We start from the raw sequence: 24,922 nt of genomic DNA on the forward strand, positions 1-24,922 counted from the left end.
GTGTCACTTTCGCTTTGGCAGCAGTGTCTTGCCCGATTGCAGGATGAGTTACCTGCCACAGAATTTAGTATGTGGATACGCCCATTGCAGGCGGAACTGAGTGACAATACCTTGGCGCTGTATGCGCCGAACCGCTTTGTGCTGGACTGGGTTCGCGATAAATATTTAAACAATATCAATGGGCTGCTGAATGATTTCTGTGGCACCGATGCACCGTTGTTGCGATTTGAAGTGGGCAGCAAACCCATCAGCCAAGTCGTGACACAAACCGTGACCGCAAGCCGCAGTGCTGCTCCTGTCGCACCAACTACGCGTACCGCGGCACCTTCGCGCCCTAGTTGGGACAACGCGGCACCGCAACCTGAGCTGTCTTACCGTTCGAACGTAAACCCAAAGCATACTTTTGATAACTTCGTTGAAGGTAAGTCTAACCAACTGGCTCGTGCGGCAGCACGTCAAGTCGCCGATAATCCCGGCGGCGCTTACAATCCACTGTTCCTCTATGGCGGTACCGGTTTGGGTAAAACTCACCTGTTGCACGCGGTGGGGAACGGCATCATGGCGCGTAAAGCCAATGCCAAAGTGGTGTACATGCACTCCGAACGTTTTGTGCAAGACATGGTTAAAGCCTTGCAAAACAACGCCATTGAAGAGTTTAAGCGTTATTACCGTTCCGTTGATGCACTGCTGATCGATGACATCCAATTCTTTGCCAACAAAGAGCGTTCACAGGAAGAGTTTTTTCATACCTTTAACGCGCTGCTGGAAGGCAACCAACAGATCATTTTGACCTCGGATCGCTACCCGAAAGAGATCAACGGTGTGGAAGATCGTCTAAAATCTCGCTTCGGTTGGGGTTTAACGGTCGCGATCGAACCGCCAGAGCTGGAAACTCGCGTGGCGATCCTGATGAAAAAGGCCGACGAGAACGATATCCGTCTGCCGGGCGAAGTGGCGTTCTTTATTGCCAAACGCCTGCGTTCCAACGTGCGTGAGCTGGAAGGCGCACTGAACCGGGTGATCGCCAACGCCAATTTTACCGGCCGTGCCATTACTATTGATTTCGTGCGCGAAGCGCTGCGCGATCTGCTGGCATTGCAGGAAAAGCTGGTCACCATCGATAATATTCAGAAGACGGTGGCCGAGTACTATAAAATTAAAATCGCGGATCTACTGTCCAAGCGGCGTTCTCGCTCCGTAGCCCGGCCGCGCCAAATGGCGATGGCATTGGCTAAAGAGCTCACCAACCACAGCCTGCCAGAAATCGGCGATGCGTTTGGTGGCCGCGACCATACCACGGTGTTGCACGCCTGCCGGAAGATTGAGCAGTTGCGTGAGGAAAGTCACGACATCAAAGAAGATTTCTCCAATTTAATCAGAACATTATCCTCATAGCGCTATGAAATTTATCGTTGAACGTGAGCATCTGCTAAAACCGCTGCAACAGGTAAGCAGCCCGTTGGGTGGCCGCCCAACGCTGCCAATTCTGGGTAATCTGCTGTTGCAGGTAACGGAAGGTTCCCTGCTGCTGACTGGTACCGATCTGGAAATGGAGATGGTGGCGCGAGTTCCCCTGTCTCAACCTCACGAAGCGGGCGCGACTACCGTCCCCGCGCGTAAATTCTTTGATATCTGCCGTGGCCTGCCGGAAGGCGCGGAGATTGCGGTTCAGCTTGAAAGCGAGCGTATGTTGGTGCGTTCTGGCCGCAGCCGTTTCTCGCTGTCCACCTTGCCAGCGGTAGACTTCCCGAACCTCGACGATTGGCAGAGCGAAGTGGAATTCACTTTGCCGCAGGCCACGTTGAAACGTTTGATCGAAGCCACTCAGTTCTCGATGGCTCATCAGGATGTGCGTTATTACTTAAACGGCATGCTGTTCGAAACCGAAGGCGAAGAACTGCGTACCGTGGCTACTGATGGTCACCGTTTAGCGGTCTGTTCAATGCCAATCGGTACACAATTGCCATCCCATTCGGTGATCGTGCCGCGTAAAGGGGTGATGGAACTGGTGCGTCTGTTGGACGGCGGCGATAGCCTGTTGCAATTGCAGATCGGCAGTAACAACATCCGTGCCCATGTGGGTGACTTTATCTTTACTTCTAAGCTGGTCGACGGTCGTTTCCCTGATTATCGCCGCGTATTACCGAAGAATCCGGACAAAACGCTGGAAGCGGGTTGCGATCTGCTCAAACAGGCGTTTGCTCGCGCGGCTATCTTGTCGAACGAGAAGTTCCGCGGTGTGCGCCTGTACGTCAGCCAGAACCAACTCAAGATCACCGCTAACAACCCAGAGCAGGAAGAAGCGGAAGAGATCCTCGATGTCAGTTACGACGGCACCGAAATGGAGATTGGTTTTAACGTCAGCTATGTCTTGGACGTGCTGAATGCATTGAAGTGCGAAGATGTGCGTTTGTTGCTGACTGATTCCACTTCTAGCGTGCAGATCGAAGACGGTGCGAGTCAGGCTGCGGCCTATGTTGTCATGCCGATGCGTCTGTAGTTCATGGCTCTAACGCGTTTACTGATCAAAGACTTCCGCAATATCGAGTCGGCGGATTTGGCACCTGCGCCGGGGTTTAACTTTCTGGTGGGTGCCAACGGTAGCGGCAAGACCAGCGTGTTAGAGGCGGTATATACTCTTGGCCACGGGCGCGCGTTTCGCAGCTTGCAAGCCGGAAGGGTGATCCGCCACGACCAGCCGGAATTTATCCTGCATGGCCGAATCGACAGCGGCGCAGAGCGCGAACTGTCAGTAGGATTAAGTAAGAGCCGTCAGGGGGATAGCAAAGTTCGCATCGATGGTAGTGACGGTCATAAAGTGGCCGAGCTGGCGCAAATGTTACCGATGCAGCTGATTACACCTGAAGGTTTTACCCTACTTAATGGTGGGCCGAAGTTTCGGCGCGCCTTCCTGGACTGGGGATGTTTTCACAACGAACCCGGTTTTTTCACCGCCTGGAGCAACCTGAAACGCTTGCTGAAGCAGCGCAACGCCGCGCTGCGCCAGGTCAGTCGCTACGCGCAGATCCGCGTTTGGGATCAAGAGTTGATCCCATTGGCCGAGCGTATCAGCGAGTGGCGGGCAGCTTACAGCGCAGCGATCGCGGAAGATATCACCGCGACCTGTGCGCAGTTTCTGCCTGAATTTGCCCTTAGTTTCTCTTTCCAGCGCGGCTGGGACAAAGAGAGTGACTACGGCGAGCTACTTGAGCGCCAGTTTGAGCGTGACAGAGCATTAACCTATACCGCGTTAGGGCCGCATAAGGCGGATTTCCGTATTCGTGCCGAAGGTACGCCGGTAGAGGATTTATTATCGCGCGGTCAGCTTAAATTGCTGATGTGCGCATTGCGCTTGGCGCAGGGTGAGTTTCTCACCCGGCAGAGCGGGCGGCGTTGCCTGTATCTGATAGATGATTTTGCCTCTGAGCTAGACACCGACCGTCGTCGGTTGCTGGCCGATCGCCTCAAAGCCACCCAGGCTCAGGTTTTTGTCAGCGCAGTGAGCGCTGAACAAGTCACCGACATGGTGGGTGAAAAGGGCAAGATGTTCCGCGTGGAACAGGGTAAAATAGCGGTTCAACCACAGGACTAAAATGAGCGAGAAACGTTGATGTCGAATTCTTATGACTCCTCAAGTATCAAGGTATTAAAAGGGCTGGATGCGGTGCGTAAGCGCCCGGGCATGTATATCGGTGATACCGATGATGGCACCGGTCTGCACCACATGGTATTCGAGGTTGTGGACAACGCTATCGACGAAGCACTCGCTGGCCACTGTAGTGATATTCAAGTGACCATCCATGCCGATAATTCTGTTTCGGTACAGGATGATGGTCGTGGCATCCCGACCGGTATTCATGACGAGGAAGGGGTCTCTGCGGCGCAGGTCATCATGACCGTATTGCACGCAGGCGGTAAGTTCGACGATAACTCCTATAAAGTTTCTGGTGGCCTGCATGGCGTGGGTGTCTCGGTGGTTAACGCCTTGTCCGAGAAGCTGGAACTGGTGATCCGCCGTGAAGGCAAGGTGCATGAGCAGACCTACAGCCACGGCGAACCACAAGCACCACTGAAAGTGGTTGGTGAAACGGAGCAAACGGGTACCACGGTGCGTTTCTGGCCGAGCTACGCGACATTCACCAACAACACCGAATTTGAATACGATATTCTGGCAAAACGCCTGCGCGAGCTGTCTTTCCTTAACTCCGGCGTGTCCATCCGCCTGAAAGACAAACGCACCGACAAAGAAGACCACTTCCACTACGAAGGCGGTATCAAGGCGTTTGTTGAATACCTGAACAAAAACAAAACCCCGATCCACCCGAACGTGTTCTATTTCTCCACCGTGAAAGATGACATTGGTGTGGAAGTGGCGTTGCAGTGGAACGACGGTTTCCAAGAAAACATCTACTGCTTTACCAACAACATTCCACAGCGTGATGGTGGTACTCACTTGGTCGGTTTCCGTACCGCCATGACCCGTACCCTGAACAGCTACATGGAAAAAGAAGGCTACAGCAAAAAAGCCAAAATCAGTGCCACCGGTGACGATGCGCGTGAAGGTTTGATTGCCGTGGTTTCGGTGAAAGTGCCAGATCCGAAGTTCTCTTCTCAGACTAAAGACAAGTTGGTTTCCTCCGAAGTGAAAACTGCGGTCGAAACGCTGATGAACGAGAAGCTGGTGGATTACCTGTTGGAAAACCCGGGTGATGCCAAAATCGTGGTCGGTAAAATTATTGATGCTGCCCGTGCTCGTGAAGCAGCGCGTAAAGCACGTGAAATGACCCGTCGTAAAGGCGCGTTGGATCTGGCCGGTCTGCCGGGCAAACTGGCTGACTGCCAAGAACGTGATCCTGCACTTTCCGAACTGTACTTAGTGGAAGGGGACTCAGCGGGCGGCTCTGCTAAGCAGGGGCGTAACCGTAAGAACCAGGCGATCCTGCCGCTGAAAGGTAAAATCCTTAACGTGGAAAAGGCGCGTTTCGACAAGATGCTGTCTTCGCAGGAAGTCGCTACCTTGATCACCGCGCTCGGTTGCGGCATTGGCCGTGACGAATATAACCCAGACAAACTGCGTTATCACAGCATCATCATCATGACCGATGCTGACGTCGATGGCTCGCACATCCGTACGCTGCTGTTGACCTTCTTCTATCGTCAGATGCCAGAAATCATCGAACGTGGTCATGTGTTTATTGCCCAGCCACCGTTGTACAAGGTGAAGAAAGGCAAACAAGAACAGTATATTAAAGACGACGAAGCGATGGATCAGTATCAGATATCGATCGCTCTGGACGGCGCGACTCTGCATGCTAATGCCAACGCACCTGCACTGGCGGGTGAACCGCTGGAGAAACTGGTTGCTGAGCACTACAGCGTGCAGAAATTGATTGGCCGTATGGAGCGTCGTTATCCACGCGCGTTGCTCAACAACCTGATTTACCAGCCAACGCTGGCTGAAGGCGACTTGAGCGATCAAACCAAGGTGCAAACTTGGATCGAATCGCTGGTGAAAATGCTCAATGAAAACGAGCAGCACGGCAGCAGCTACGATTTCGTTATCCACGAGAACCGTGAACGTCAGATGTTTGAGCCGATTTTGCGCATCCGTACTCACGGCGTTGATACCGATTATCAGTTGGACTTCGATTTCATCCATGGCGGCGAATATCGCAAGATCTGCCAACTGGGTGAAAAACTGCGTGGCCTGATCGAAGACGACGCTTTCATCGAACGAGGTGAGCGCCGTCAACCTGTTGATAGCTTCGAGCAAGCATTGGAATGGCTGGTGAAAGAGTCACGTCGCGGCTTGGCAATCCAGCGTTATAAAGGCCTGGGTGAAATGAACCCAGAGCAGTTGTGGGAAACCACCATGGACCCTGAAAGCCGCCGCATGTTGCGCGTAATGGTGAAAGATGCCATCGCGGCTGACCAACTGTTCACCACTCTGATGGGCGATGCGGTTGAACCTCGTCGTGCCTTTATCGAAGATAACGCCCTGAAAGCGGCGAACATCGATATCTAACGGCAGCATCTGAAAATGACCAATCCGCACCGGGCAACTCGTGCGGATTTTTTTATGCTTTTTGCCAACAAACATGGCAAGCTGAATCGCGTTAGCATTAAGCAAATTACTGGGAGAAAAGCGCATGGCGATTGAATTGATTGCAATTGATATGGATGGCACGCTGTTAAACCCGCAGCATCAAATCACCCCGGCAGTAAAACAGGCACTTACCGCAGCACGCGCCAAAGGGGTGCATGTGGTGTTGGCGACCGGACGGCCCTACGTCGGTGTGCAGGACTATCTGCGTCAGTTGGATATTCAGGGCGATGGCGATTTCTGCATTACCTATAACGGTGCGCTGGTATTGAAGGCGGCAGACGGTGCTTGCGTGTTGCAGGAAACTCTCGATATTGAAGATTATCTCTACTTCGAAAAATTGGCGCGCGAGTTTGGTGTTCACTTCCAGGCGTTTGATTTCGATACGCTTTACACCCCGAATAAAGACATCGGTAAATACACTATTCATGAAGCCTCTATGACCGGCATCCCGCTGAAATACCGCAGTGTGGAAGAGATGGATCGCAGCATGCGTTTCCCGAAAGTGATGATGGTTGACGAGCCGGAACTGCTCGATAGCGCAATTGCTCGCCTACCTGCAGAAGCGCGTGAGCGTTACACCATCATGAAAAGTGCACCATATTATTTGGAAATTCTGCATCAGCGCGTCGATAAAGGCGCTGGCGTGAAAATGCTGGCCGATCACCTCAACATTCCACGGGAAAACGTAATGGCGCTGGGCGATCAGGCTAACGATACCGCGATGATTGAATATGCTGGCGTTGGTGTGGCGATGGGCAACGCCATTCCAGAGTTGAAGGCTGTGGCGCAGCATATCACGACCACCAATACTGAAGACGGCGTGGCACGAGCGATTGAGAGGTTTGTGCTGAGTGCTTAAAAAATGGAACCCGCGTCATATGACGCGGGTTCACGGCTTAAAACGAGTGCGATAAATTTACATTCCACTCACTGCTATTCAAACCATTCTGCCCAATACTGGTATATCCCCCTCGTACCGATAACATAAAGTTGTATGGCAGTAAGGCACGTACCCCAACTTTGGCGGTGCCATAAACTGCACCTGTATCAACTTGAGTTAGGCTTCCAGAGAGCATTTTGCCGTCATTAGGACGTTCGAAAGCATAGTTTATACCTAACTCGGCATAAGGCATGATCGTTAAATTGTCGTTTAACCCAAATATTCTACTGACTTCGATTGAACTATCAATTTCACCATAATTATAGCTGTTAGCATTTTGATCCAGATTTATGGTTTTACCGCTGTAATCACCGGACATTTGATAGCTTTGATCGCGATAGTGGCTGTAACTGATAGAAACCCGTGGACGAATGAAGGTTTCTTGGTACTGATAACTGCCACTGGTACCTAAACTGGTCGCGTAGGAGTCCGAATGATAATCGCTGGATAAAAACAACAGATCTTGTCGATTACGGCTGCGACCATAAGAAAGAGAACCATCGACTGACCAATGGTCGGAATACTGATAAACCACATAAGGACCTAGGCTGTAACCCTTCGATTTGAATCTCATATCATCGTTGAAAGCCGAACTTCTGCTGTGTTGCAAACTGTATGAAAAGCCTAATAGCAGACCATTATCCAGTGTTTTATCAAGCCCAGTGGTTAAAGAATTACTGGTGCCGGTTAAATCCATGTTATTTCGATGATCACTGATGTCGTAAAACGTCTCATCTACCCAGATATTCCAAGTTTTCTCTTTTATCTGAGAGGCTCGTAATTGATTGCAAATATCATCTAGTTGAGTGGTCTTTTTATTCTTTTCTGCATCCTGACAAAAAGCGATCAAATCTTGTTGATTATATGTGGCCGTTTTTCCAGCAGTTACTGCACCAGTATCCATCGGTAATTGCGTTGATGGTGTAGTTGGGGAATAACCCGGCGGTAATACCCATGTTCCTTGCGGTGGCACAATGCCCGGTAAAGTTTGTGTACCTTGTGGTGGCACAATGCCCGGTAAAGTTTGTGTGCCTTGTGGTGGCACAACGCCCGGTAAAGTTTGTGTGCCTTGTGGTGGTATAACGCCCGGTAAAGTTTGTGTGCCTTGTGGTGGCACAATGCCCGGTAAAGTTTGTGTACCTTGTGGTGGTATAACGCCCGGTAAAGTTTGTGTGCCTTGTGGTGGCACAACGCCCGGTAAAGTTTGTGTGCCTTGTGGTGGCACAATGCCCGGTAAAGTTTGTGTACCTTGTGGTGGTATAACGCCCGGTAAAGTTTGTGTGCCTTGTGGTGGTATAACGCCCGGTAAAGTTTGTGTGCCTTGTGGTGGCACAATGCCCGGTAAAGTTTGTGTGCCTTGTGGTGGCACAACGCCCGGTAAAGTTTGTGTGCCTTGCGGGAATATAGATCTTATGATGGATAACGGGGGAACGCCGCCGCCAGTACCCCCTTGGTTCCCGCCACCATTGCCACTGTTCCCGCCGCCATGATGATGGCCGTTATCACCGCCGCCAGTCCCCCCTTGGTTACCTACGCCATTACCACTGTTTCCACCCCCATGATGATGACCGTTGTCACTACCAGAGCGACCAGATTGTTTCAAATGTTCTGGTAAAGTGAAATTAGGGGGGAACCAAAAACGCCTCGCGCGCTGTTCGGCGGAATCCAACAACTGTTGATTGCTGGTAAGTAAATTATGCGTTCCACCCGAAGTGCTGACTTCTGGTGATACTGTTAAATGTAGTCCTGCTTTGGCCTGTGACCAGTTATCAATAGTCGTGTTATTCACGGGAAAATTAACGGTAAACTCTCCCGGTTTGATGGCAGATAACCAAATTGAATGCTGTAAATCTTTAGTCGTACCAAGAAAAATGATGTTTCCTGTGGGGGAAGTATAAGCATTGCCAGAAAGTAGTGTGGTGATGACTAAAGAAGATACTTTCAAGATGAAAGTTCGATAATGAGGATTTGAGTGGATGTTGTGCACTTTTTATTTATCCTATTGATATTGTTTAATTATTAATTAGATTAAAATGTCATTGTTATAATTTATACAGCAAAGTAGGAAATGAATACTCTTGAGGTAAAGACCTCATGAATTGTTTTTATTTGTTTATTTAATGTTATTTTATTGTTTTATATTAGTTCGTTTTCACTATGTATCAAGTGATTACCACACTGATGTAGTAAATTCAGATGGTATTAGGATAGTTGTATTGAAGTGACAGATGAGTCGAACATTTGACTGTGGCGCGAGTGATTGAGAAGTTTGTGCTGAATGGCTGATTGAACGAAGGCGCAGTTTTGCACTGCGCCCTAAAGATGGCCTATAACGCCGCCAAGATCCCTTTCACAATCTGTACATCCTGAATCGCTAAGCCGGTCAGATCGGCGAGGGTGATTTGCTGTGCATTTTGGCGTACTCGTTCGCTGCGCTGCAAAGCGTTCCCTAACTCGACGATCGGCACAGATGCCAGCAAATTTTGCTGATAAGCACGTGAAGTTTCGCCAAACTCACCGCATTGACTCAATGCATCCACCACAATCGCATCGGCTTTTGCGACTAACTCGGTAGCCAATTCCTGTTTGCCCGCACCATCGGCACCGACTGCGGTGATATGGGTGCCGGGTTGAATATCGGTGGCTTGCAGGATCGGTTCGCGGCTTGGCGTGGTCGTGACGATCAAGCGACAATGTGCGGCTAGCTCAGCGGCGTTTTGCGTGCAATGAACCCGAAAACCTTCAGCGGTCATTTCTTGCTGATAAGCCTGTAAACTTTCGGCATTGCGTCCCCAAACCCAAACTTCACGGCAGTCGGTTAGCGCTTTTAATTGCTGTAACTGCAAACGTGCTTGCATACCGGTGCCGACAATACCGATGGCCTGAATCTCTTCTGGCGCGCACAGTTCGGCAGCAATCCGCCCGGCTAACGCAGTGCGTAGCGCAGTGAGCCAACCTTCGTCTAATAATAGCGCTTGAGGTTCGCCGGTCTGCGCCGAAAAAGCCATCATCAAGCCTTGGTTGCTGGCCAATCCACATTGTGGATTACGGTAAAAACCAGACGAAACTTTCACCACAAACTGTTCATCACCTTCCAACCAAGCGGATTTGATACAGCAATCCCCTTCCGCTTGATTAAACAGGAAATGTTGCACTGGCGGCTGCTGGACCTGCTGTTGTGAATAGGCAATAAAGCCTTTTTTTAGCAGCGTTGTGATTTTATCTGCGTCGAATGCCTGAAGAATTTGTTGTTTATCAATGATTTTCATCGATGATCGCCTTCAGGTATTTTTCCAACACGATGTTTTTTCCGCACAACACGACGGCTACTTTCTTACCCTGAAACTCGGGTGCCAGTCTGATTGCGACAGCCAATGCTACTCCGGCAGCGCCTTCGATAATCCAACGGTCGCTGGTGGCAATCATGCGCATTGCCTGTTTGATCTCTTCTTCGCTCACCAACTCTTTACGGTCGATCACTTGCTGGCACAGTGGGAAGGTGATCGCACCCGGTTCTACGCCACCGGCAGTGCCATCGGACAGGGTATCTTGCTCTTCTACCGGGAAAATGTGTCCCACTTTTAATGCGCTGTACATGCTGGTGGCATTTTTCGGCCAACAGGCGATCACTTGCGTTTTCGGCGACAATTGCTTCAGTACGCTACCAATTCCAGAAATATAGCCACCGCCACCAACGGCAACGAATACGGCATCCAGATCGGGTTGTTGCTCTATCAGCTCCATCCCACAGGTGCCTTGGCCGGCGATCACCTGCTCATCGTTATAAGGAGAGATATAGATTTTATTTTGCTCGCAGGCGGCTCTCTCCCCAGCCAGCTCGGCATTGAGCGCATCGCCCGGAACCAGTTCAACCTTGCCACCCAGAGCGCGAATAGTGTCTAACTTAACCGCCGCCGCTGTAGCGGGTGCATAAACGGTGACGTTAACACCCATCAGTTTGCCAGCCAGTGCCACCGCTTGACCGTGATTACCAGTAGAAGCCGCAATCACGCCGTTTTTACGCTGTTCCGCACTCATTAAGCGCATTTTGTTACTGGCACCGCGAAACTTGAATGAGCCGGTATGCTGCAAATGGTCGCACTTTAGGTACAATTCGCAACCTAATTGCTGCGAAAGCAGTACGCTGCGCTCCAATGGTGTAACGCGAACCTGTGGGCGTAACGCCTGATGGGCGGAAACAATTTCATCAAACAAACTGCTCATACCGACTCCTTAAGACTTTTCAGATAGTTGTAGACCGTCGCGCGGCCGATACCGAGGATTTTTGCTACATAACCCGCCGCATTTTTTCCTTTGAAGGCACCTTCGTGATACAACGCCTCCACCAATGCTCGGCGCCCGGCACCGCTTAAGCTACTGAGTGTCTGTTGCCGCTGTTGTAGCCATTGGTGGATAAAGGCGTTGATGCGCTCCTGCCAATCGTCTTGAAACAGCACGGCGGGTTGTGGCTGCAAACGGTTACCAACAAGAAATAGATCATCCAACGCGGCCTTAGCACTCTCCAGCACCGTAACATCCAAATTGATGCACATCAGGCCGATCGGGTTGTCATGGTCATCCCGCAATACCGCGCTGATCGAGCGCAATTGGCTACCGTCCCAATTACGTTTCAGATAAGGGCCGATCACCCGTAAATCGTAATCTTTCTGCAAATCACTCAGGTTGGAATCTTCTCCGAGTTCGCGCTGTGAACGGTTATTGGCGATATAAACCAAGGTTTGGTTGGCGAGATCGTGGATCGCTACTTCGGCATAAGGGGCAAACAGCATCGCGATGGCATCGGCAATAGCGTGGTATCGAGTCAACATAGTCAGGTTTTAATTTAGACTTAAAAATCCAGTTTGTACTTTTTTGTCTGTCATGTAAACCACTCTCCTGTGAAACGCGTCGGTTGTTCAGCTAAGATGGCGGTTCAGTGTGACAGGAGAGCCGCCATGAACCCTCGGGAAAAACAACTGACTTTCGCCCCTCGCGGCCATCAGTTAACTAATATCAACGTCTGGACGCCAGATAGTCAGTGGCTGGTGTACGACGTTCGCCCGAGTGGCGCCTCTTTTACCGGTTTGACCATCGAACGAGTGAACGCCGTCAGCGGTGAAGTTGAAGTTATTTATCGTGCGCAGCATGGGGCACATGTTGGTGTGGTGACTGTCAGCCCTGACTCCCCTGCGCGATATGCGTTTATTCATGGTCCAGAACACCCTGATAGCGTTTGGCATTACGATTTTCATCACCGGCGAGGTGTGATTGTCAGTGAACCGGATCGCGAATTGGCGATCACGTTGGATGCGATGGATATCACCGCCCCTTATACCCCCGGTGCGTTACGTGGCGGTACGCATGTACATGTATTCAGCCCGGACGGTAGTCGCCTGAGTTTTACCTACAACGACCATGTGATGCATGAACGCGATCCTACTTTGGATTTACGCAATGTCGGCATTGCCGTGCCACTGCATGGTGTGAATCCTCCCAAGCAACATCCGCGTGAATACGACGGCAGCCACTATTGTGTGCTAGTGACCTCCACGACGCCACAACCGCAACCGGGCAGCGATCAGATCAATCGAGCTTATGAAGAGAGTTGGATTGGGCAACATGGCTACCGTAAACCTGACGGTAGTTTGCAACGTTGGGCATTGGCATTTATTGGCGATACGCTTTCTGCGAGCGGCGAAAAAGTGCCAGAAGTGTTTATCGTTGATCTGCCGGAGAATGACGCAGATTACGTTAAGTCGGGAACCTTACCGTTGCAGGGAACCGAAACGTCGCTGCCTGCTCCGCCGTTAGGCGTTAAACAGCGTCGACTCACTTTTGGCCGCGGTTTGGCAAACACGCCTCGTCACTGGTTGCGTAGTTCGCCTGATGGCAGCCAAATTGCTTTCTTGATGAAAGATTCACAGGATGTCGTGCAGCTCTGGACGGTTTCGCCGAACGGCGGAGAACCACGCCAAGTGACGCATGGCGAGCAAAGTATTCAATCGGCATTTAGTTGGCATCCGCAGGGCGGTAAAATTGCGTTGGTGTGCGATAACAGCGTGATGTTGTGTGAGATAGCCAACGGACGAATGCAACGCCTGACACTCCGCACTCCGCAACCCCCTAGCGGTGACGCAGTGGTGTTCTCACCAAACGGTAAACAGGTGGCGTTTATGCGCGAAGTGGACGGTTTTAATCAAATCTTCGTGGTGACGATTTGATGTGATTGGTTGGCGGGGATGATAGTAGCGATGTTGTTCCCCGCTCTGCTAATACCAGTTCGTATCCCTTTCAGTACTTCTAAATGATTTCCCAGTGGAGAACGTAAAACTCCAAGCTTGCCGCGGCGTTTGGCATAGTTAGCTGTAACGGCTTGCGTTTGAAATCACTCTTCACACCTGCAAGTTCAACAAACCACTCAGGAGAAATCCCAGTTAAAGACAATCAGACCACAGTGCCGACAGATGAATTTGTAAACGCCTTGATCGCCACCAGGATGGTAATCTTTCATAAAATGGGACCAGCTCTCTGCGTCTTGCTCATAATAATTCATCCACTGCTGGCGCGTTTGCTCACTAGCTTCGGCAACATCCTCAGAAGTCGCGTCACCATGGTAGACACAGGCATCATTGCAATGCGTTGCCCAGCTTTGCTCTTGCCATGAACTATAACCTGGCGTTTGCTCACAAACCGTTTTGATAATGGGTTCAGCTAATTCCTCACCGTATATCTCATTGAAACTGGCTTGGTATTTTTTGGCTGCGCTACCGTCATGGATACACCACGGGCAAAGAGTGATATCTTCATTTCCGGCCATGTATACAGAGCCGGAGTAACGATAGGGACTTTCCATCTTGCAGCAATCACATATTGAGGTTGTTTTTTCGAACACGCTCTTAACGAATTCGTCACTGAGATAAGTAAATTGCGGTAGCTCTCTTTCCATTGTTGTTCTCCTTAACTTTGTGATGATATTTCGGTTTGTATGTAACCGATTAAAATTATTCTTTCTACACTACCTGCTCTACAGCTATTGGCAAGATAGGTTTATGACACCCAATAAATTCAAAGTTATTGAATATCAGTTACTGATTATAAACCATAGTAAAATCAAGTGGATTTAAAACTTTATTTACTATTTTTGGCTCACCTAAAAAGAAGCCCAGCAAAAGATGCCGGGCTGGTTTGGGAAAGGTACTGCCGTTAGGTTTTTTTGAAACCTGACTTACCATTCTTGGAACGCCATTCTTTGACTTCCTTTATGATAGCTTCTGGCCCTTGCTTTCCACTTTCAGGATAATAGAGCAAATCTGAGCCCGCAGGGTGTTCAGACAACCTCTCAAACTCCATAACAGCATTAATATGAGCGTCTTCGGAAGGGTAAGTATCATTATAAATTCCCTTTACAAAATCCAAAAAATCCTTTTCCGTATAATCTGCAATTGTTTTATCAGTCATTTTATTTACCTCCATTTTTTGAATGAATTTCGACATGTCGTTTAGGTGTTACTGCACGAATATTATCGATATCATAGACGGCGCCACCTTCACTAATAGGTTTTACATGGTGAAGCTCTACCTTTACTCGTTTGCCAGCACGTTCACTCTTTCGAACATACGCCGCACAACCATTCTTCATTGTAGCTACACTACCCGGTTCTAATTGCTTCGCCATCTCTGGGTCTTTCGACATTTCTCGCCAGAAGGCTTGGCTAAACCCAGTAAAACGACTGAATTCCCTGCCGCGCAGCTTATCAGCGATTTGGGTTGGGATAGGTACTCCTATGTCTTTACCTGCACCATCAAGCCATGTCCCAGTGACGTTAGTCCCTCTTCCTTCTACCTTACCCGGTAAATCCCGCCCGCTTTGCAGTAGTATGTACAGCGGTTTCATTCCCGTCTCGGCAGGGAAGATCAGAATTAAATCACGGAAATCTAGGTCATCGGCCATTGGGAATGACTCGATAACCGGTTTTATAACAACGGGTGACCGATTACCCGTATTATCTGGCGCAATCTTCCCTTGCAAAGGTGTGACAAGAGGCGGCAATCCTTTATAGCCCGGTGTTTTATCTGGTGACACCAGTATAGTCCGTGAAGGTATTTCATTTTCTGCCGGAACGGTATAGCCATATAACCCGGTAACCTCATCGCGGGCCGCTTGAATAACTCGAACTGGTGTAGGGGTAGTGGTGCGGACTAGATAAGTTTTAAACGTATTATCACTGAAATACACTCGGCCCCGAACAGGTAAATCCACCGTCCCTTTGGCTGCTGCGGCCACATTCAAGGTTTTATCATCAGGCAGTCTAATGGCATCTGCAGGAATCGCTGACAAGAACATATTGGCCTCGTCACGCCCCGGTACCTTGTCGCTACCTTCACCGGCACTCGGTATGTAAGCCACGGAAGCAATCAACGCCCCCAAACCACTACCAGAGATAACAACACCCGTTAGGTCAGCAAGAGCTGATCTGACTGCAGCCCAAGCCGCAGTGGCTGCAATGTCACCTAATACCAAAGAACCCAAACCAGTCTCGGCAAAAGTGATTGGAGCAGAAGAAACAGCAGCAGCAATAGGAAAACCAGACATTCCAAAGACATTAGGCTGTTCCAATTTAGACATGGCCGCTTCCTTTGCTGCAGCTTTGGATGCAGCTTCAGCGGCGGCTTTCGCTTTTGCCTCTGCGACAGCCTGTGCTTTGGCTGCAACATCTGCCGCTTCTTTTTCATCTGCCAACTTTTTAGCCGCCGCGGCAGCATTTTTGGCATTCAATTGAGCCTGAACTAAGGTGCGTGCCTGATTAATACGTGCAGTGAATGGAGCTATCACTCACCCAGCTCATTCCTCCTGTGATTTCTATTCGCACTTGACCATCAGGACCATACTTTATCGGAGCCGGAACACCAGGGTCATAACGCCAGTAGCCATTACCCCGATCTCCAGCATTTCCACTGGAACTCCCTGAACCCATATTGACGCCCCCAGTTGGTCCGCGTCCACCGCCGCCAAACTGGTTGTTATGGGCATTGTCGGCACCATTTCCACTCATATCCTTTTCCTCACTGTATTTTAATAAAATGCACACAAAAACTGTATGCATATACATAGTAAAGTCGTAATGGAAAGGCCACGAGCATCATGGGTTGTGTGGGAATTGGCACGTAACATAACGGTTATTAGTCTTAGCAAGTCGGATTGCTGTTTTCATTATTTTTAAAACGTTTCACGCTGATGCCTTGAGCAAGCTTTGCCATGTCCTTACATCGAAAGCTACGAATCATAATATATCGATATTCGATACAATAAAGGCGTAAGTACCTTGCTGTAGATTACGGGTAACGATATGAAAATGTTGATTTTTGATGGAGTAAGGCAAAGTTGATGAGAAAAACGTGGCGCTTTTCTCATAATTTTGGTGGGCAATTCCCCGGTGAGTCACAGCGGCTCTCCGGGGTTTTTAATCAATGAGCTAGCGGTTCGCCTTGCCCCGGATTACCGGTGGCGGCTAGGTTCTTTTGCTCTTCACGCATGATGCGCTCTTTCGGCGAGTCGTTGCTCTTATCGCCGTCAGCGCGTAGGTAATCGTAGGGTAGTAGCACGGTGTCCATCACTGCGGATAGCGGTAAATCTAATGCTACTAGCGGTTTCATTACCCATCCGGTGCCATCATCTTTCAGCATTTCTACACTGGTACGGGTGCCAGGGTAGTAGCCCCGATCCGGCCCGGTGTGGTTCATAATGCTGGAGCAACCGCTAGTGACGAAAAGTGCACAGCTGGTTGCCATTATTTTTATCATTCTCATTGTTTGATCCTAGGGTGCTGTGTATCCCCGAATATTTTCCTGGTTTATAACATCCCAACAGGGTTTTTAAAGTACCAACATTACGCTCTGTGGCGGCTATCGCACTTTATGGTGAATAGTGTAAATGCCGGAGTGACAATTTTTTATCATGATAGGTTGAAATAGGCTTATCAACCTCCATTTTATCTACAAGGCCAATTTGAGAATTTGCCGTCAGGGAATTCTGGCTTTTTATCGTCGTTCCATTAACGGAAGACGGAATATTTAAACCTCGCTGAGTGCCTTAGGAGGCTATGTTATGCGCAATTTCGATCTTTCCCCGCTGTATCGTTCCGCTATCGGTTTCGACCGTTTATTCAATGCCTTGGAAGCAGGGCAGAGCCAAGGTAATGGTGGTTACCCTCCGTATAATGTTGAGTTGGTGGATGAAAACCATTATCGCATTGCTATCGCCGTGGCGGGTTTTGCCGAGCAAGAGCTGGAGATCACCAGTCAAGACAACCTGTTGATCGTTCGCGGTGCTCACGAAGCGTCAACTGCCGAAAGAACCTACTTATATCAAGGTATTGCCGAGCGTAACTTCGAGCGAAAATTCCAACTGGCTGAGCATATTCAAATCAAAGGTGCCAAATTGGAAAATGGTTTGTTGTATATCGATATGGAACGCATTGTGCCGGAAACATTAAAACCGCGCCGGATAGAAATTAAATAATTCTTATTTTCGCTGATGATAGCGAAATGTCACCATGCCTGCCGTCAGGGGGCAAATATAAATCTACCTCGCTTCATAGAAGGAGTTAAATATTATGCGTAATTACGACTTATCCCCACTTCTGCGTCAATGGATTGGTTTCGATAAATTAGCCAGTTCAATGGGGGGTCAAGAACCTCAGGGTTTTCCGCCTTACAATATTGAAAAAAGTGACGACAACCACTATCGCATCTCTCTGGCATTGGCTGGATTTAAACAAAGCGAACTGGACATTGAAGTTGAAGGGCCACGTTTGACGGTGACGGGGAAACCGACTCCGCCGGAAAAACAGGTGGAATATCTGCATCAAGGGCTGATATGCAAAGACTTTACCCTAAGCTTCACATTGGCTGAGCATTTACAGGTCTCAGAGGCTAAATTTGAAAATGGCCTGCTGCATATTGATCTGGTGCGTCAGGTGCCAGAAGCCTTGCAGCCACAGCGTATTGCTATCGGCAGTACACCGCAAATAACTGCCTGAAAAAAATAGTTATCTCACGGGGGAAGTCCAAACGGGCTTCCCCCGTTGCATTCTGTGGTACAACCCACAGTCCCCCTAAGATCCTTATGTCAGAATCCCTATTAATGGTAAGTGCTTAGCCCGTCAGTCCGGGTAAAAAGAATCTTAAACTTATAGCAAGGATGTGACCTATGAGCGATATCGCCCTGACTGTCAGCATGTTGGCGTTGGTGGCTGTGCTGGGACTGTGGATCGGTAACTGGAAAGTGTATGGCGTGGGGTTGGGCATCGGTGGTGTGCTGTTTGGTGGCATTATTGTCGGGCATTTCGCTCAGAGTTATCAAATCAACCTTAACGGTGACATGCTGCATTTCATCCAGGAATTTGGTCTGATCCTGTTTGTGTACACCATCGGTATTCAGGTGGGCCCTGGCTTTTTCTCTTCCCTACGCGTTTCAGGTTTGCGGCTTAACGGTTTTGCTATTCTGCTGGTACTGGTTGGCGGCGTGGTGGCGGCAATCATACACAAGCTATTTGCCGTACCGTTGCCGATTATCCTTGGCGTGTTTTCCGGTGCGGTGACCAACACCCCGGCGCTCGGTGCAGGGCAGCAAATTCTGACCGACCTTGGCTCCGATCCGGCGCTGGTGGATCGCATGGGGATGGGTTATGCGATGGCTTACCCGTTCGGTATCTGCGGCATTCTGCTGGTGATGTGGCTGATTCGCCTGTTCTTCCGCATCAATATCGAACAGGAAGCACAGGCGTTTGATAACAGTTTGGGTAATAACCGCGAACTGCTACACACCATGAACGTGGCGGTGCGTAACCCGAATCTGCAAGGAATGGCAATCCAGCATGTTCCGCTGCTCAACAGCGACGACATCATCTGCTCGCGCTTAAAGCGTGGTGATCTCCTAATGGTGCCAGCGCCGCATGAGAAATTGGAGCTGGGTGATTACCTGCATTTGGTCGGTAAACGTGAACAGTTAGAAAATGCCAGACTGGTCATTGGTGAAGAAGTCGATGCGTCGCTGTCGACACGTGGTACGGCTTTACAGGTGGTACGTGCGGTCGTTACCAACGAGAAAGTGTTAGGCAAAAAAATCCGCGAGCTTAACCTGAAACAAAAATATGATGTGGTGGTTTCTCGTCTGAATCGTGCTGGGGTTGAGTTAGTCGCGGGTAGCAATGTAACGCTGCAATTTGGTGACATTCTTAACCTCGTCGGCCGACCAGAGTCAATTGAAGCGGTCGCTGCAATCGTCGGTAACGCCAAGCAAAAACTGCAACAGGTGCAAATGCTGCCGGTGTTTATCGGCATTGGCTTGGGCGTTTTACTGGGTTCTATTCCGCTGTTTGTGCCTGGTTTCCCTGCCGCATTGCGCTTGGGGTTGGCCGGTGGGCCGTTGGTGGTGGCGTTAATCCTTGGGCGTATCGGTAGCATCGGCAAGTTGTATTGGTTTATGCCGCCGAGTGCCAACCTAGCGTTGCGCGAATTGGGGATTGTGTTGTTCTTGGCGGTGGTCGGGTTGAAATCTGGTGGGAACTTTGTCGATACCTTGATTAACGGTGATGGATTGGCATGGATTGGTTATGGTGCGTTAATCACCGCCATTCCACTGCTTACCGTCGGAATTTTGGCGCGGACGGTGGGCAAAATGAACTATCTGACTCTGTCCGGCATGTTGGCCGGTTCGATGACTGATCCACCAGCGTTGGCCTTCGCCAATGGTTTGCACCCTAGTTGCGGCGCAGCAGCGCTGTCTTATGCTACCGTTTACCCGCTGGCGATGTTCCTGCGCATTATGTCGCCACAACTGCTTGCGGTATTGTTCTGGGCAATGTGACTGACCGGGGAGTCATCCCCGGTTTTTATATCAACCTTCCTGATGAGCGCGTTCGATCTCTTGCGCCAAAATTTTCACGCCTTGCTCAATCTTCTCGGGATCTGGCACATAGTTCATGCGCATACATTGGTGCGTATGCGGCCATTCATGTTCTAGTCCGGGGAAGAAGTAATGCCCCGGCACCATCAAGACGCCGCGCTTTTTCAGGCGTTGGTATAGCAATTCGGTGGTGATCGGTAAATCTTTGAACCATAGCCAGAGGAAGATGGCACCTTCTGGTTTGTGGATCAGGCAGCGCTCAGCAGGTAGATAACGGCGGATAATCTCGATGGTATGTTCGACGCGTTGCTTATAGAACGGACGAATTACCTCGTTAGATAAACGCAGCAGGTCGCCTCGCTCAATCATCTCTGTCGCTATTGCTGGCCCAATACTGCCCGGAGACAAGCTAATGATGCCGTTCATATTGGTTAACGCGGTGATGGTCTTTTCATCTGCTACCACAATCCCGCAGCGCGAACCCGGCAGACCCAGTTTGGACAGGCTCATACACAGAATGATATTCGGGTTCCACAGCGGTGTGGCTTCGCTGAAGATAATGCTAGGGAACGGTACGCCATAAGCGTTATCGATCACCAGCGGAATATCGCGTTGCTGCGCGAGTGCGTCTAACTTGATCAACTCTTCGTCGGTGATGACGTTGCCGGTCGGGTTAGTTGGGCGTGATACGCAGATCATACCGATATCGTCACCAATATTCAGGTGTTCGAAATCAACGTGATATTTGAACTGGCCGTCTGGCAGCAGTTCGATATTCGGTTTGGCTGAAACAAAAAGCCCTTCGTCTAAGCCAGCATCGGCATAGCCGATATATTCCGGCGCCAGCGGGAACAGTACGCGACGGCGGCTACCATCGGCATAACGACCGGCGAACAGGTTGAACAAGTAGAAAAACGCGCTCTGACTGCCGTTTGTCAGTGCAATATTCTGCGGCTCGATCTGCCAACCGAGCTCCTCACGTAGCAAATTTGCCAGTGCTTTTAGCAATGCGTCTTTACCTTGCGGGCCGTCATAGTTACACAACGCTTCGGTGAGCTTGCCTTGATCGAGCATTTCTTGGCATAGCTGTTTGAAGTAGCTTTCCATCTCTGGAATTTGTGCTGGATTACCGCCGCCAAGCATGATGGCGCCGGGAGTCCGCAGGCCTTCGTTCAGATCGTCCATTAAACGGGTGATGCCCGCGTAACGGGTAAATTTGTCGCCGAAAAGTGAAAAAGTCATAAGTGTTACAGTGTTGTTATTAGCCAATAGGCGCCCACCATACCCCCTGACAAATCTCGACGCAATCCGACGATAAAACCATCGACGGACATAAATGTTACCCAATCTTTCTTTGTTAGCAGATCATTCCAGAATTAGTGTGAACGATCGCCAACCCACACTACCATTATCTTGTCGTTTTGGTGCTGGCGACTGAAGGTGTAGTACTTCTCTGTTTGTTGCGATAACTGTGTACCTGCACCAACGGCGGGGTGGCGAGCGCGGAACTCACCGAGGCGTTGCCAATGCGTTAGTAGCGGCGCGTTGGTGGCCTGTAATTCATCCCAATTCATATCGGAGCGTGTACCTTGCAGTGGATCGGAGCCTGTTGCGCCGAAAGCACGTCCACTTTCGTCACCGTAATAAATCTGTACTGCTCCAGGAGCCAGCAACAACAAATCAGCTGCTCGTTGCTGTAGTGGTAATGAGCCTTTGGCATCGCTGCTAAAGAACAAACGTGTATCGTGGGACGACAGGTAGCTCAACACGTTGAAATTTTGCAGTTTGTCGGCCATTTGCTGATAGGTGGCGTCGATATTAGAGAAACAACCTAGCGCCTGTGCCGCTTGATCTTGGAAGTCAAAGTTGATCATCGCGTCAAAGCCATTTTGGTAATAATCGCTCTGCATCACGCCATGTCCCCAGGCTTCGCCAGTCATCCAGAACGGCGCATCATCTAACGCTTGTTGTGGATTGGCTGCCTTCCACTCCGCTAGCGCGGTGGTGGCACGCTGTTTTAGCAATGCCAGCGTGGTTTTTTCGACGTGTTTGGCGGTATCAACGCGGAAACCATCAATGCCGAAATCACGCACCCATTGGCTGAGCCAAATTGTCAGGTAGTCGCGGGTGGTGGCACCGGGGATGTCTCGGGCAGCCGTATCGGGTTTGTGACGGTAAAACAGCGGTAAACCGCTGGCGGCAGTGGCTTCAGTTTTGATGTCCGGGAGGAAGGCCAGTGACATGGTTTGATCGTTATAACCCGGCGAATCGTAATCACCGATATCGGTGCGGATCCAGTTTTTACCCCACCACGGTGCCCAACCTGTTTTGTCGCTGAAGTTGATATAATCATTAAAGCTGTGCCAGTTTTGGCTCTTGCCGGGTTGCCAATCACCCCAGTGCTTACCCAACGTTTTTTCCACTTCATCGCCCTGTAAATAGAGCGAGCCGAACTGAAAACTTTGCATATCCGCCAGCGTAGCGTAGCCAACGTGGTTCACCACCACATCAAACAGAATACGAATACCGCGTTGGTGCGCCTGTTCAACCAGTTGGCGCAAATCTTGTTCGTTACCCATATTGGCGTCGAGTTTGGTCCAGTCCAGCGCGTAATAACCGTGATAGGCGTAGTGCGGGAAATCTCCTTTGGTGCCGCCGCCGACCCAACCATGAATTTGCTCCAGTGGCGAGCTTATCCATAGCGCGTTAACGCCAAGCTGTTGCAGATAATCCAGTTTTTGCGTTAACCCAGCCAGATCGCCACCGTGGAAGGTGCCAATTTCTTGCATACCGTCGCTACGACGACCATAGCTGTGATCGTTTGCTGGATTGCCGTTGGCAAAGCGATCGGTCAGGACAAAATAGACCGTGGCATTTTGCCAACTGAACGGCGCTGGTTTATCGGTACTCGCAGATTCCAATAGCAGTAAACCGCCACTGTTTGCTGCGGGTTGTAGCGTGACTTTGCCTAAGCTGACCTTGGCGGTTTGGCCAGAGTAGAAATCGCGTACTGTTTCGCCTTCGCTGAAGGTGTTGCGAACATCAATTGTCACCGGCTTGCCATCCCAACGCTGGCAACTACGGGTAACCGTGCTGGCTTCGGTCGGCGCGTTTTGTTTCAGGCTCAATTGCAGTGTGGGTGTGCCGCTGCGGGTATCGATCCGTACTTGATAATCACCGTCACGAAACAAGCGCCAATTGACCGGCGGGTTATCACCACAAGGTTGCAACGACAGCGTCTGATTCAGTTTTACCGCTTCGATAGGCTGCCAACATTGTTGATCCTGATAGATTTTCAGCGGCAATTGCCCTTTGGGTAAACTCACCTGACTGGTCAAGATGCCACTGGTGGCTTCATTAAACGGCGGAAAACCTTGCAGCGTCCAACTTGCCAGCGCGGAAGTGGGCAGTAATAACAACAGAGGCAGTGTCAGGCGTTTCATGGCTTTCCTTCGGCAACGAGCGGGGGGTATCCAGTTTGCCGAGCGGAGAAAAAATAACCTCATCCCAGAAAAGGGATTTTAAGGAGGAGGATGAAGGAGGAGGAGAGGAATATCTTCTTTTAGGTTGTTTTATCGCCTACACTACAATGTATACATTGTAGTGCGGGGTGAGTTTATGAGCGTCATGTCAGTACGATTATCTGAAGATATTAGTGAGCAACTCGAAGCATTAGCTAAAGCCACGGGCAGAACTAAGTCTTTTCTTGCGGGACAAGCCATCCAAGATTTTCTAAACCGTGAAGCGTGGCAAATTACCGAAATTCAGCAAGCTATTGTTGAGGCAGATAAAGGGGATTTTGTTTCAGACGCGGAAATGGAGGCTCGTTTCAAACGCATGGGAGTGATAAATAGCGATGAAAATTAAATGGCTAAGGAAAGCCGCTGCCAATTTTGATGCTGAATATGATTGGCTTTATGAGGAAAATCCACATGCAGCTAAAGAGTTTGCTAAAGAGGTTTTTCGGCTAGTGAGTTTATTACTTTTAAACCCGGCTTTGGGACGAGCGGGGAGGGTTTTAGGGACAAGGGAAATTGTCATGCAAGCTTTTCCTTATTTGATCCCATACCGGGTGAAAGGTGAAGAAATACAGATACTCAGAGTATTTCACACCCGCAGACGCCCGCCAGAAAAGCATTGGTAATAGCGGGGCATGACACCCCGCATGGAAATATTACAGCGGGCTGAGGGTAATTTCGACGCGGCGGTTCTGCGCCTTGCCTTCAGCGGTGCTGTTTGAAGCGATTGGGTTATCCGGGCCTGCACCAGTACTGCGGATGCGGCCAGCGGACACGCCTTGGGTAATCAGCGAGCTGGCTACACCATCTGCACGTTGTTGTGACAGCTTCATGTTAAGTTCACGGGAACCCGTGCTGTCGGTATAGCCCACCACGTTAACGGCGGTTTTCTCATACTCTTTCAATACCATTGCCACGCCGGTCAGGGTGTTGGCACCGGCTGGTTTCAGGGTGCTGCTGTTGGTATCGAAGGTGACGTTATTTGGCATGTTCAACACGATGTTATCGCCTTGACGAGTCACGCTAACGCCAGTGCCTTTCATTTTGTCACGCAGTTTCGATTCCTGCACATCCATGTAGTAACCAGCGCCACCACCCAATGCAGCACCCGCCGCAGCACCGATCAACGCACCTTTGCCGCGATCGCTCTTAGAAGAGGACAGGACGCCAATCCCGGCACCTAAGGCGGCACCTAAGCCAGCGCCAATCCCGGCTTTACCCGCTTCAGATTCACCGGTGTAAGGGTTAGTAGTACAAGCCGACAGAGCCAGAGTCATAGCCACTGCACCGGCAATAATCGCAACGCGTTTTTTCATGTTTTTTCCTTAAGGCCTCAGGGTAACGAGGTGCCAAATCATCAGTTGTTCAAGGGACGTCGATCCCAGCGCGCTAATATGACGTATTTTTTGCCAGACGGTTCCGCAAAAAGCGTGACAAAGTTTAAGCACGCG

22 protein-coding genes are annotated in these 24,922 nt (G+C 50.0%); 11 read left to right on the plus strand and 11 right to left on the minus strand.

Annotation, left to right across the window (positions count from 1 at the left end; translation table 11 throughout):
* The 5 genes from dnaA (at position 1) to yidA (ending at position 6,965) form a co-directional block, all read left to right on the plus strand.
* Positions 1 to 1,395 carry a chromosomal replication initiator protein DnaA gene (gene dnaA, locus AC3ISQ_RS00005; protein WP_489349919.1) on the plus strand — a complete coding sequence of 465 codons (1,395 nt, stop codon included), beginning with the start codon at positions 1 to 3 and terminating at the stop codon, positions 1,393 to 1,395.
* Between the two features lie 4 nt (positions 1,396 to 1,399).
* On the plus strand, positions 1,400 to 2,500 hold the full coding sequence (gene dnaN, locus AC3ISQ_RS00010; protein WP_489349921.1) for a DNA polymerase III subunit beta: 1,101 nt from the start codon (positions 1,400 to 1,402) through the stop codon (positions 2,498 to 2,500).
* A 3-nt stretch (positions 2,501 to 2,503) separates the two neighbouring features.
* Positions 2,504 to 3,592: a DNA replication/repair protein RecF gene (gene recF / locus AC3ISQ_RS00015; protein ID WP_489349923.1), complete on the plus strand. Its 1,089-nt coding sequence runs from the start codon at positions 2,504 to 2,506 to the stop codon at positions 3,590 to 3,592.
* Between the two features lie 18 nt (positions 3,593 to 3,610).
* On the plus strand, positions 3,611 to 6,025 hold the full coding sequence (gene gyrB / locus AC3ISQ_RS00020; protein WP_489349925.1) for a DNA topoisomerase (ATP-hydrolyzing) subunit B: 2,415 nt from the start codon (positions 3,611 to 3,613) through the stop codon (positions 6,023 to 6,025).
* Between the two features lie 124 nt (positions 6,026 to 6,149).
* Positions 6,150 to 6,965, plus strand: coding sequence for a sugar-phosphatase (gene yidA, locus AC3ISQ_RS00025; RefSeq protein ID WP_489349927.1), 816 nt, complete (start codon positions 6,150 to 6,152; stop codon positions 6,963 to 6,965).
* 37 nt (positions 6,966 to 7,002) lie between these two features.
* Here yidA and AC3ISQ_RS00030 read toward each other — a convergent pair whose 3' ends face one another.
* The 4 genes from AC3ISQ_RS00030 to AC3ISQ_RS00045 form a co-directional block, all read right to left on the minus strand.
* Entirely contained in the window at positions 7,003 to 8,991 is a 1,989-nt protein-coding gene (locus AC3ISQ_RS00030; protein WP_489349929.1) for an autotransporter outer membrane beta-barrel domain-containing protein, read from the minus strand.
* Between the two features lie 382 nt (positions 8,992 to 9,373).
* A complete protein-coding gene (locus AC3ISQ_RS00035) occupies positions 9,374 to 10,315 on the minus strand; it encodes an ornithine cyclodeaminase family protein (protein ID WP_489349931.1) in 942 nt (313 codons plus the stop codon).
* Positions 10,302 to 11,270, minus strand: a complete 969-nt coding sequence (locus AC3ISQ_RS00040; protein WP_489349933.1) for a threonine/serine dehydratase — start codon at positions 11,268 to 11,270, stop codon at positions 10,302 to 10,304. The genes AC3ISQ_RS00035 and AC3ISQ_RS00040 overlap by 14 nt, the downstream gene beginning before the upstream one ends.
* Positions 11,267 to 11,875, minus strand: coding sequence for a helix-turn-helix transcriptional regulator (locus AC3ISQ_RS00045; RefSeq protein WP_489349935.1), 609 nt, complete (start codon positions 11,873 to 11,875; stop codon positions 11,267 to 11,269). The genes AC3ISQ_RS00040 and AC3ISQ_RS00045 overlap by 4 nt, the downstream gene beginning before the upstream one ends.
* A gap of 126 nt (positions 11,876 to 12,001) precedes the next feature.
* Here AC3ISQ_RS00045 and AC3ISQ_RS00050 point away from each other — a divergent pair, with 126 nt between their 5' ends.
* On the plus strand, positions 12,002 to 13,267 hold the full coding sequence (locus AC3ISQ_RS00050; protein WP_489349937.1) for a YidR family protein: 1,266 nt from the start codon (positions 12,002 to 12,004) through the stop codon (positions 13,265 to 13,267).
* Positions 13,268 to 13,464: 197 nt separating this feature from the next.
* Here the strand turns inward: AC3ISQ_RS00050 and AC3ISQ_RS00055 are convergent, their stop codons facing one another.
* The 4 genes from AC3ISQ_RS00055 to AC3ISQ_RS00070 form a co-directional block, all read right to left on the minus strand.
* Positions 13,465 to 13,992: a CbrC family protein gene (locus AC3ISQ_RS00055; RefSeq protein ID WP_489349939.1), complete on the minus strand. Its 528-nt coding sequence runs from the start codon at positions 13,990 to 13,992 to the stop codon at positions 13,465 to 13,467.
* 257 nt (positions 13,993 to 14,249) lie between these two features.
* A complete protein-coding gene (locus tag AC3ISQ_RS00060) occupies positions 14,250 to 14,504 on the minus strand; it encodes a bacteriocin immunity protein (RefSeq protein ID WP_489349941.1) in 255 nt (84 codons plus the stop codon).
* Position 14,505: 1 nt separating this feature from the next.
* Positions 14,506 to 15,879: an S-type pyocin domain-containing protein gene (locus AC3ISQ_RS00065; protein ID WP_489349943.1), complete on the minus strand. Its 1,374-nt coding sequence runs from the start codon at positions 15,877 to 15,879 to the stop codon at positions 14,506 to 14,508.
* Positions 15,880 to 16,511: 632 nt separating this feature from the next.
* A complete protein-coding gene (locus AC3ISQ_RS00070) occupies positions 16,512 to 16,853 on the minus strand; it encodes a YceK/YidQ family lipoprotein (protein WP_489349945.1) in 342 nt (113 codons plus the stop codon).
* 298 nt (positions 16,854 to 17,151) lie between these two features.
* On the opposite strand from AC3ISQ_RS00070, the gene ibpA reads away from it, so the two are divergent.
* The 3 genes from ibpA to AC3ISQ_RS00085 all read left to right on the plus strand — a co-directional run bounded on the left by ibpA (position 17,152) and on the right by AC3ISQ_RS00085 (position 19,914).
* Positions 17,152 to 17,565, plus strand: coding sequence for a small heat shock chaperone IbpA (gene ibpA, locus AC3ISQ_RS00075; protein WP_489349947.1), 414 nt, complete (start codon positions 17,152 to 17,154; stop codon positions 17,563 to 17,565).
* Between the two features lie 94 nt (positions 17,566 to 17,659).
* The gene (gene ibpB, locus AC3ISQ_RS00080) at positions 17,660 to 18,085 is read left to right on the plus strand and encodes a small heat shock chaperone IbpB (protein WP_489349949.1); all 426 of its coding nucleotides are present in this window, start codon (positions 17,660 to 17,662) and stop codon (positions 18,083 to 18,085) included.
* A 170-nt stretch (positions 18,086 to 18,255) separates the two neighbouring features.
* Positions 18,256 to 19,914, plus strand: coding sequence for a putative transporter (locus AC3ISQ_RS00085; protein WP_489349950.1), 1,659 nt, complete (start codon positions 18,256 to 18,258; stop codon positions 19,912 to 19,914).
* Between the two features lie 30 nt (positions 19,915 to 19,944).
* Here the strand turns inward: AC3ISQ_RS00085 and AC3ISQ_RS00090 are convergent, their stop codons facing one another.
* The gene (locus tag AC3ISQ_RS00090) at positions 19,945 to 21,195 is read right to left on the minus strand and encodes a valine--pyruvate transaminase (RefSeq protein ID WP_489349952.1); all 1,251 of its coding nucleotides are present in this window, start codon (positions 21,193 to 21,195) and stop codon (positions 19,945 to 19,947) included.
* Positions 21,196 to 21,329: 134 nt separating this feature from the next.
* A complete protein-coding gene (locus AC3ISQ_RS00095; protein ID WP_489349954.1) occupies positions 21,330 to 23,396 on the minus strand; it encodes an alpha-amylase in 2,067 nt (688 codons plus the stop codon).
* A 175-nt stretch (positions 23,397 to 23,571) separates the two neighbouring features.
* Here AC3ISQ_RS00095 and AC3ISQ_RS00100 point away from each other — a divergent pair, with 175 nt between their 5' ends.
* Both AC3ISQ_RS00100 and AC3ISQ_RS00105 read left to right on the plus strand, forming a co-directional pair.
* Positions 23,572 to 23,820 carry a CopG family ribbon-helix-helix protein gene (locus tag AC3ISQ_RS00100; RefSeq protein WP_489349956.1) on the plus strand — a complete coding sequence of 83 codons (249 nt, stop codon included), beginning with the start codon at positions 23,572 to 23,574 and terminating at the stop codon, positions 23,818 to 23,820.
* Positions 23,810 to 24,097, plus strand: a complete 288-nt coding sequence (locus AC3ISQ_RS00105; protein ID WP_489349958.1) for a type II toxin-antitoxin system RelE/ParE family toxin — start codon at positions 23,810 to 23,812, stop codon at positions 24,095 to 24,097. Before AC3ISQ_RS00100 ends, AC3ISQ_RS00105 begins: the two co-directional genes overlap by 11 nt.
* 30 nt (positions 24,098 to 24,127) lie before the next feature.
* Here AC3ISQ_RS00105 and AC3ISQ_RS00110 read toward each other — a convergent pair whose 3' ends face one another.
* Entirely contained in the window at positions 24,128 to 24,787 is a 660-nt protein-coding gene (locus AC3ISQ_RS00110; protein ID WP_489349959.1) for an OmpA family lipoprotein, read from the minus strand.
* Between the last annotated feature and the right edge of the window lie 135 nt (positions 24,788 to 24,922).

It is taken from the genome of Serratia sp. KH_031 (assembly GCF_057839655.1).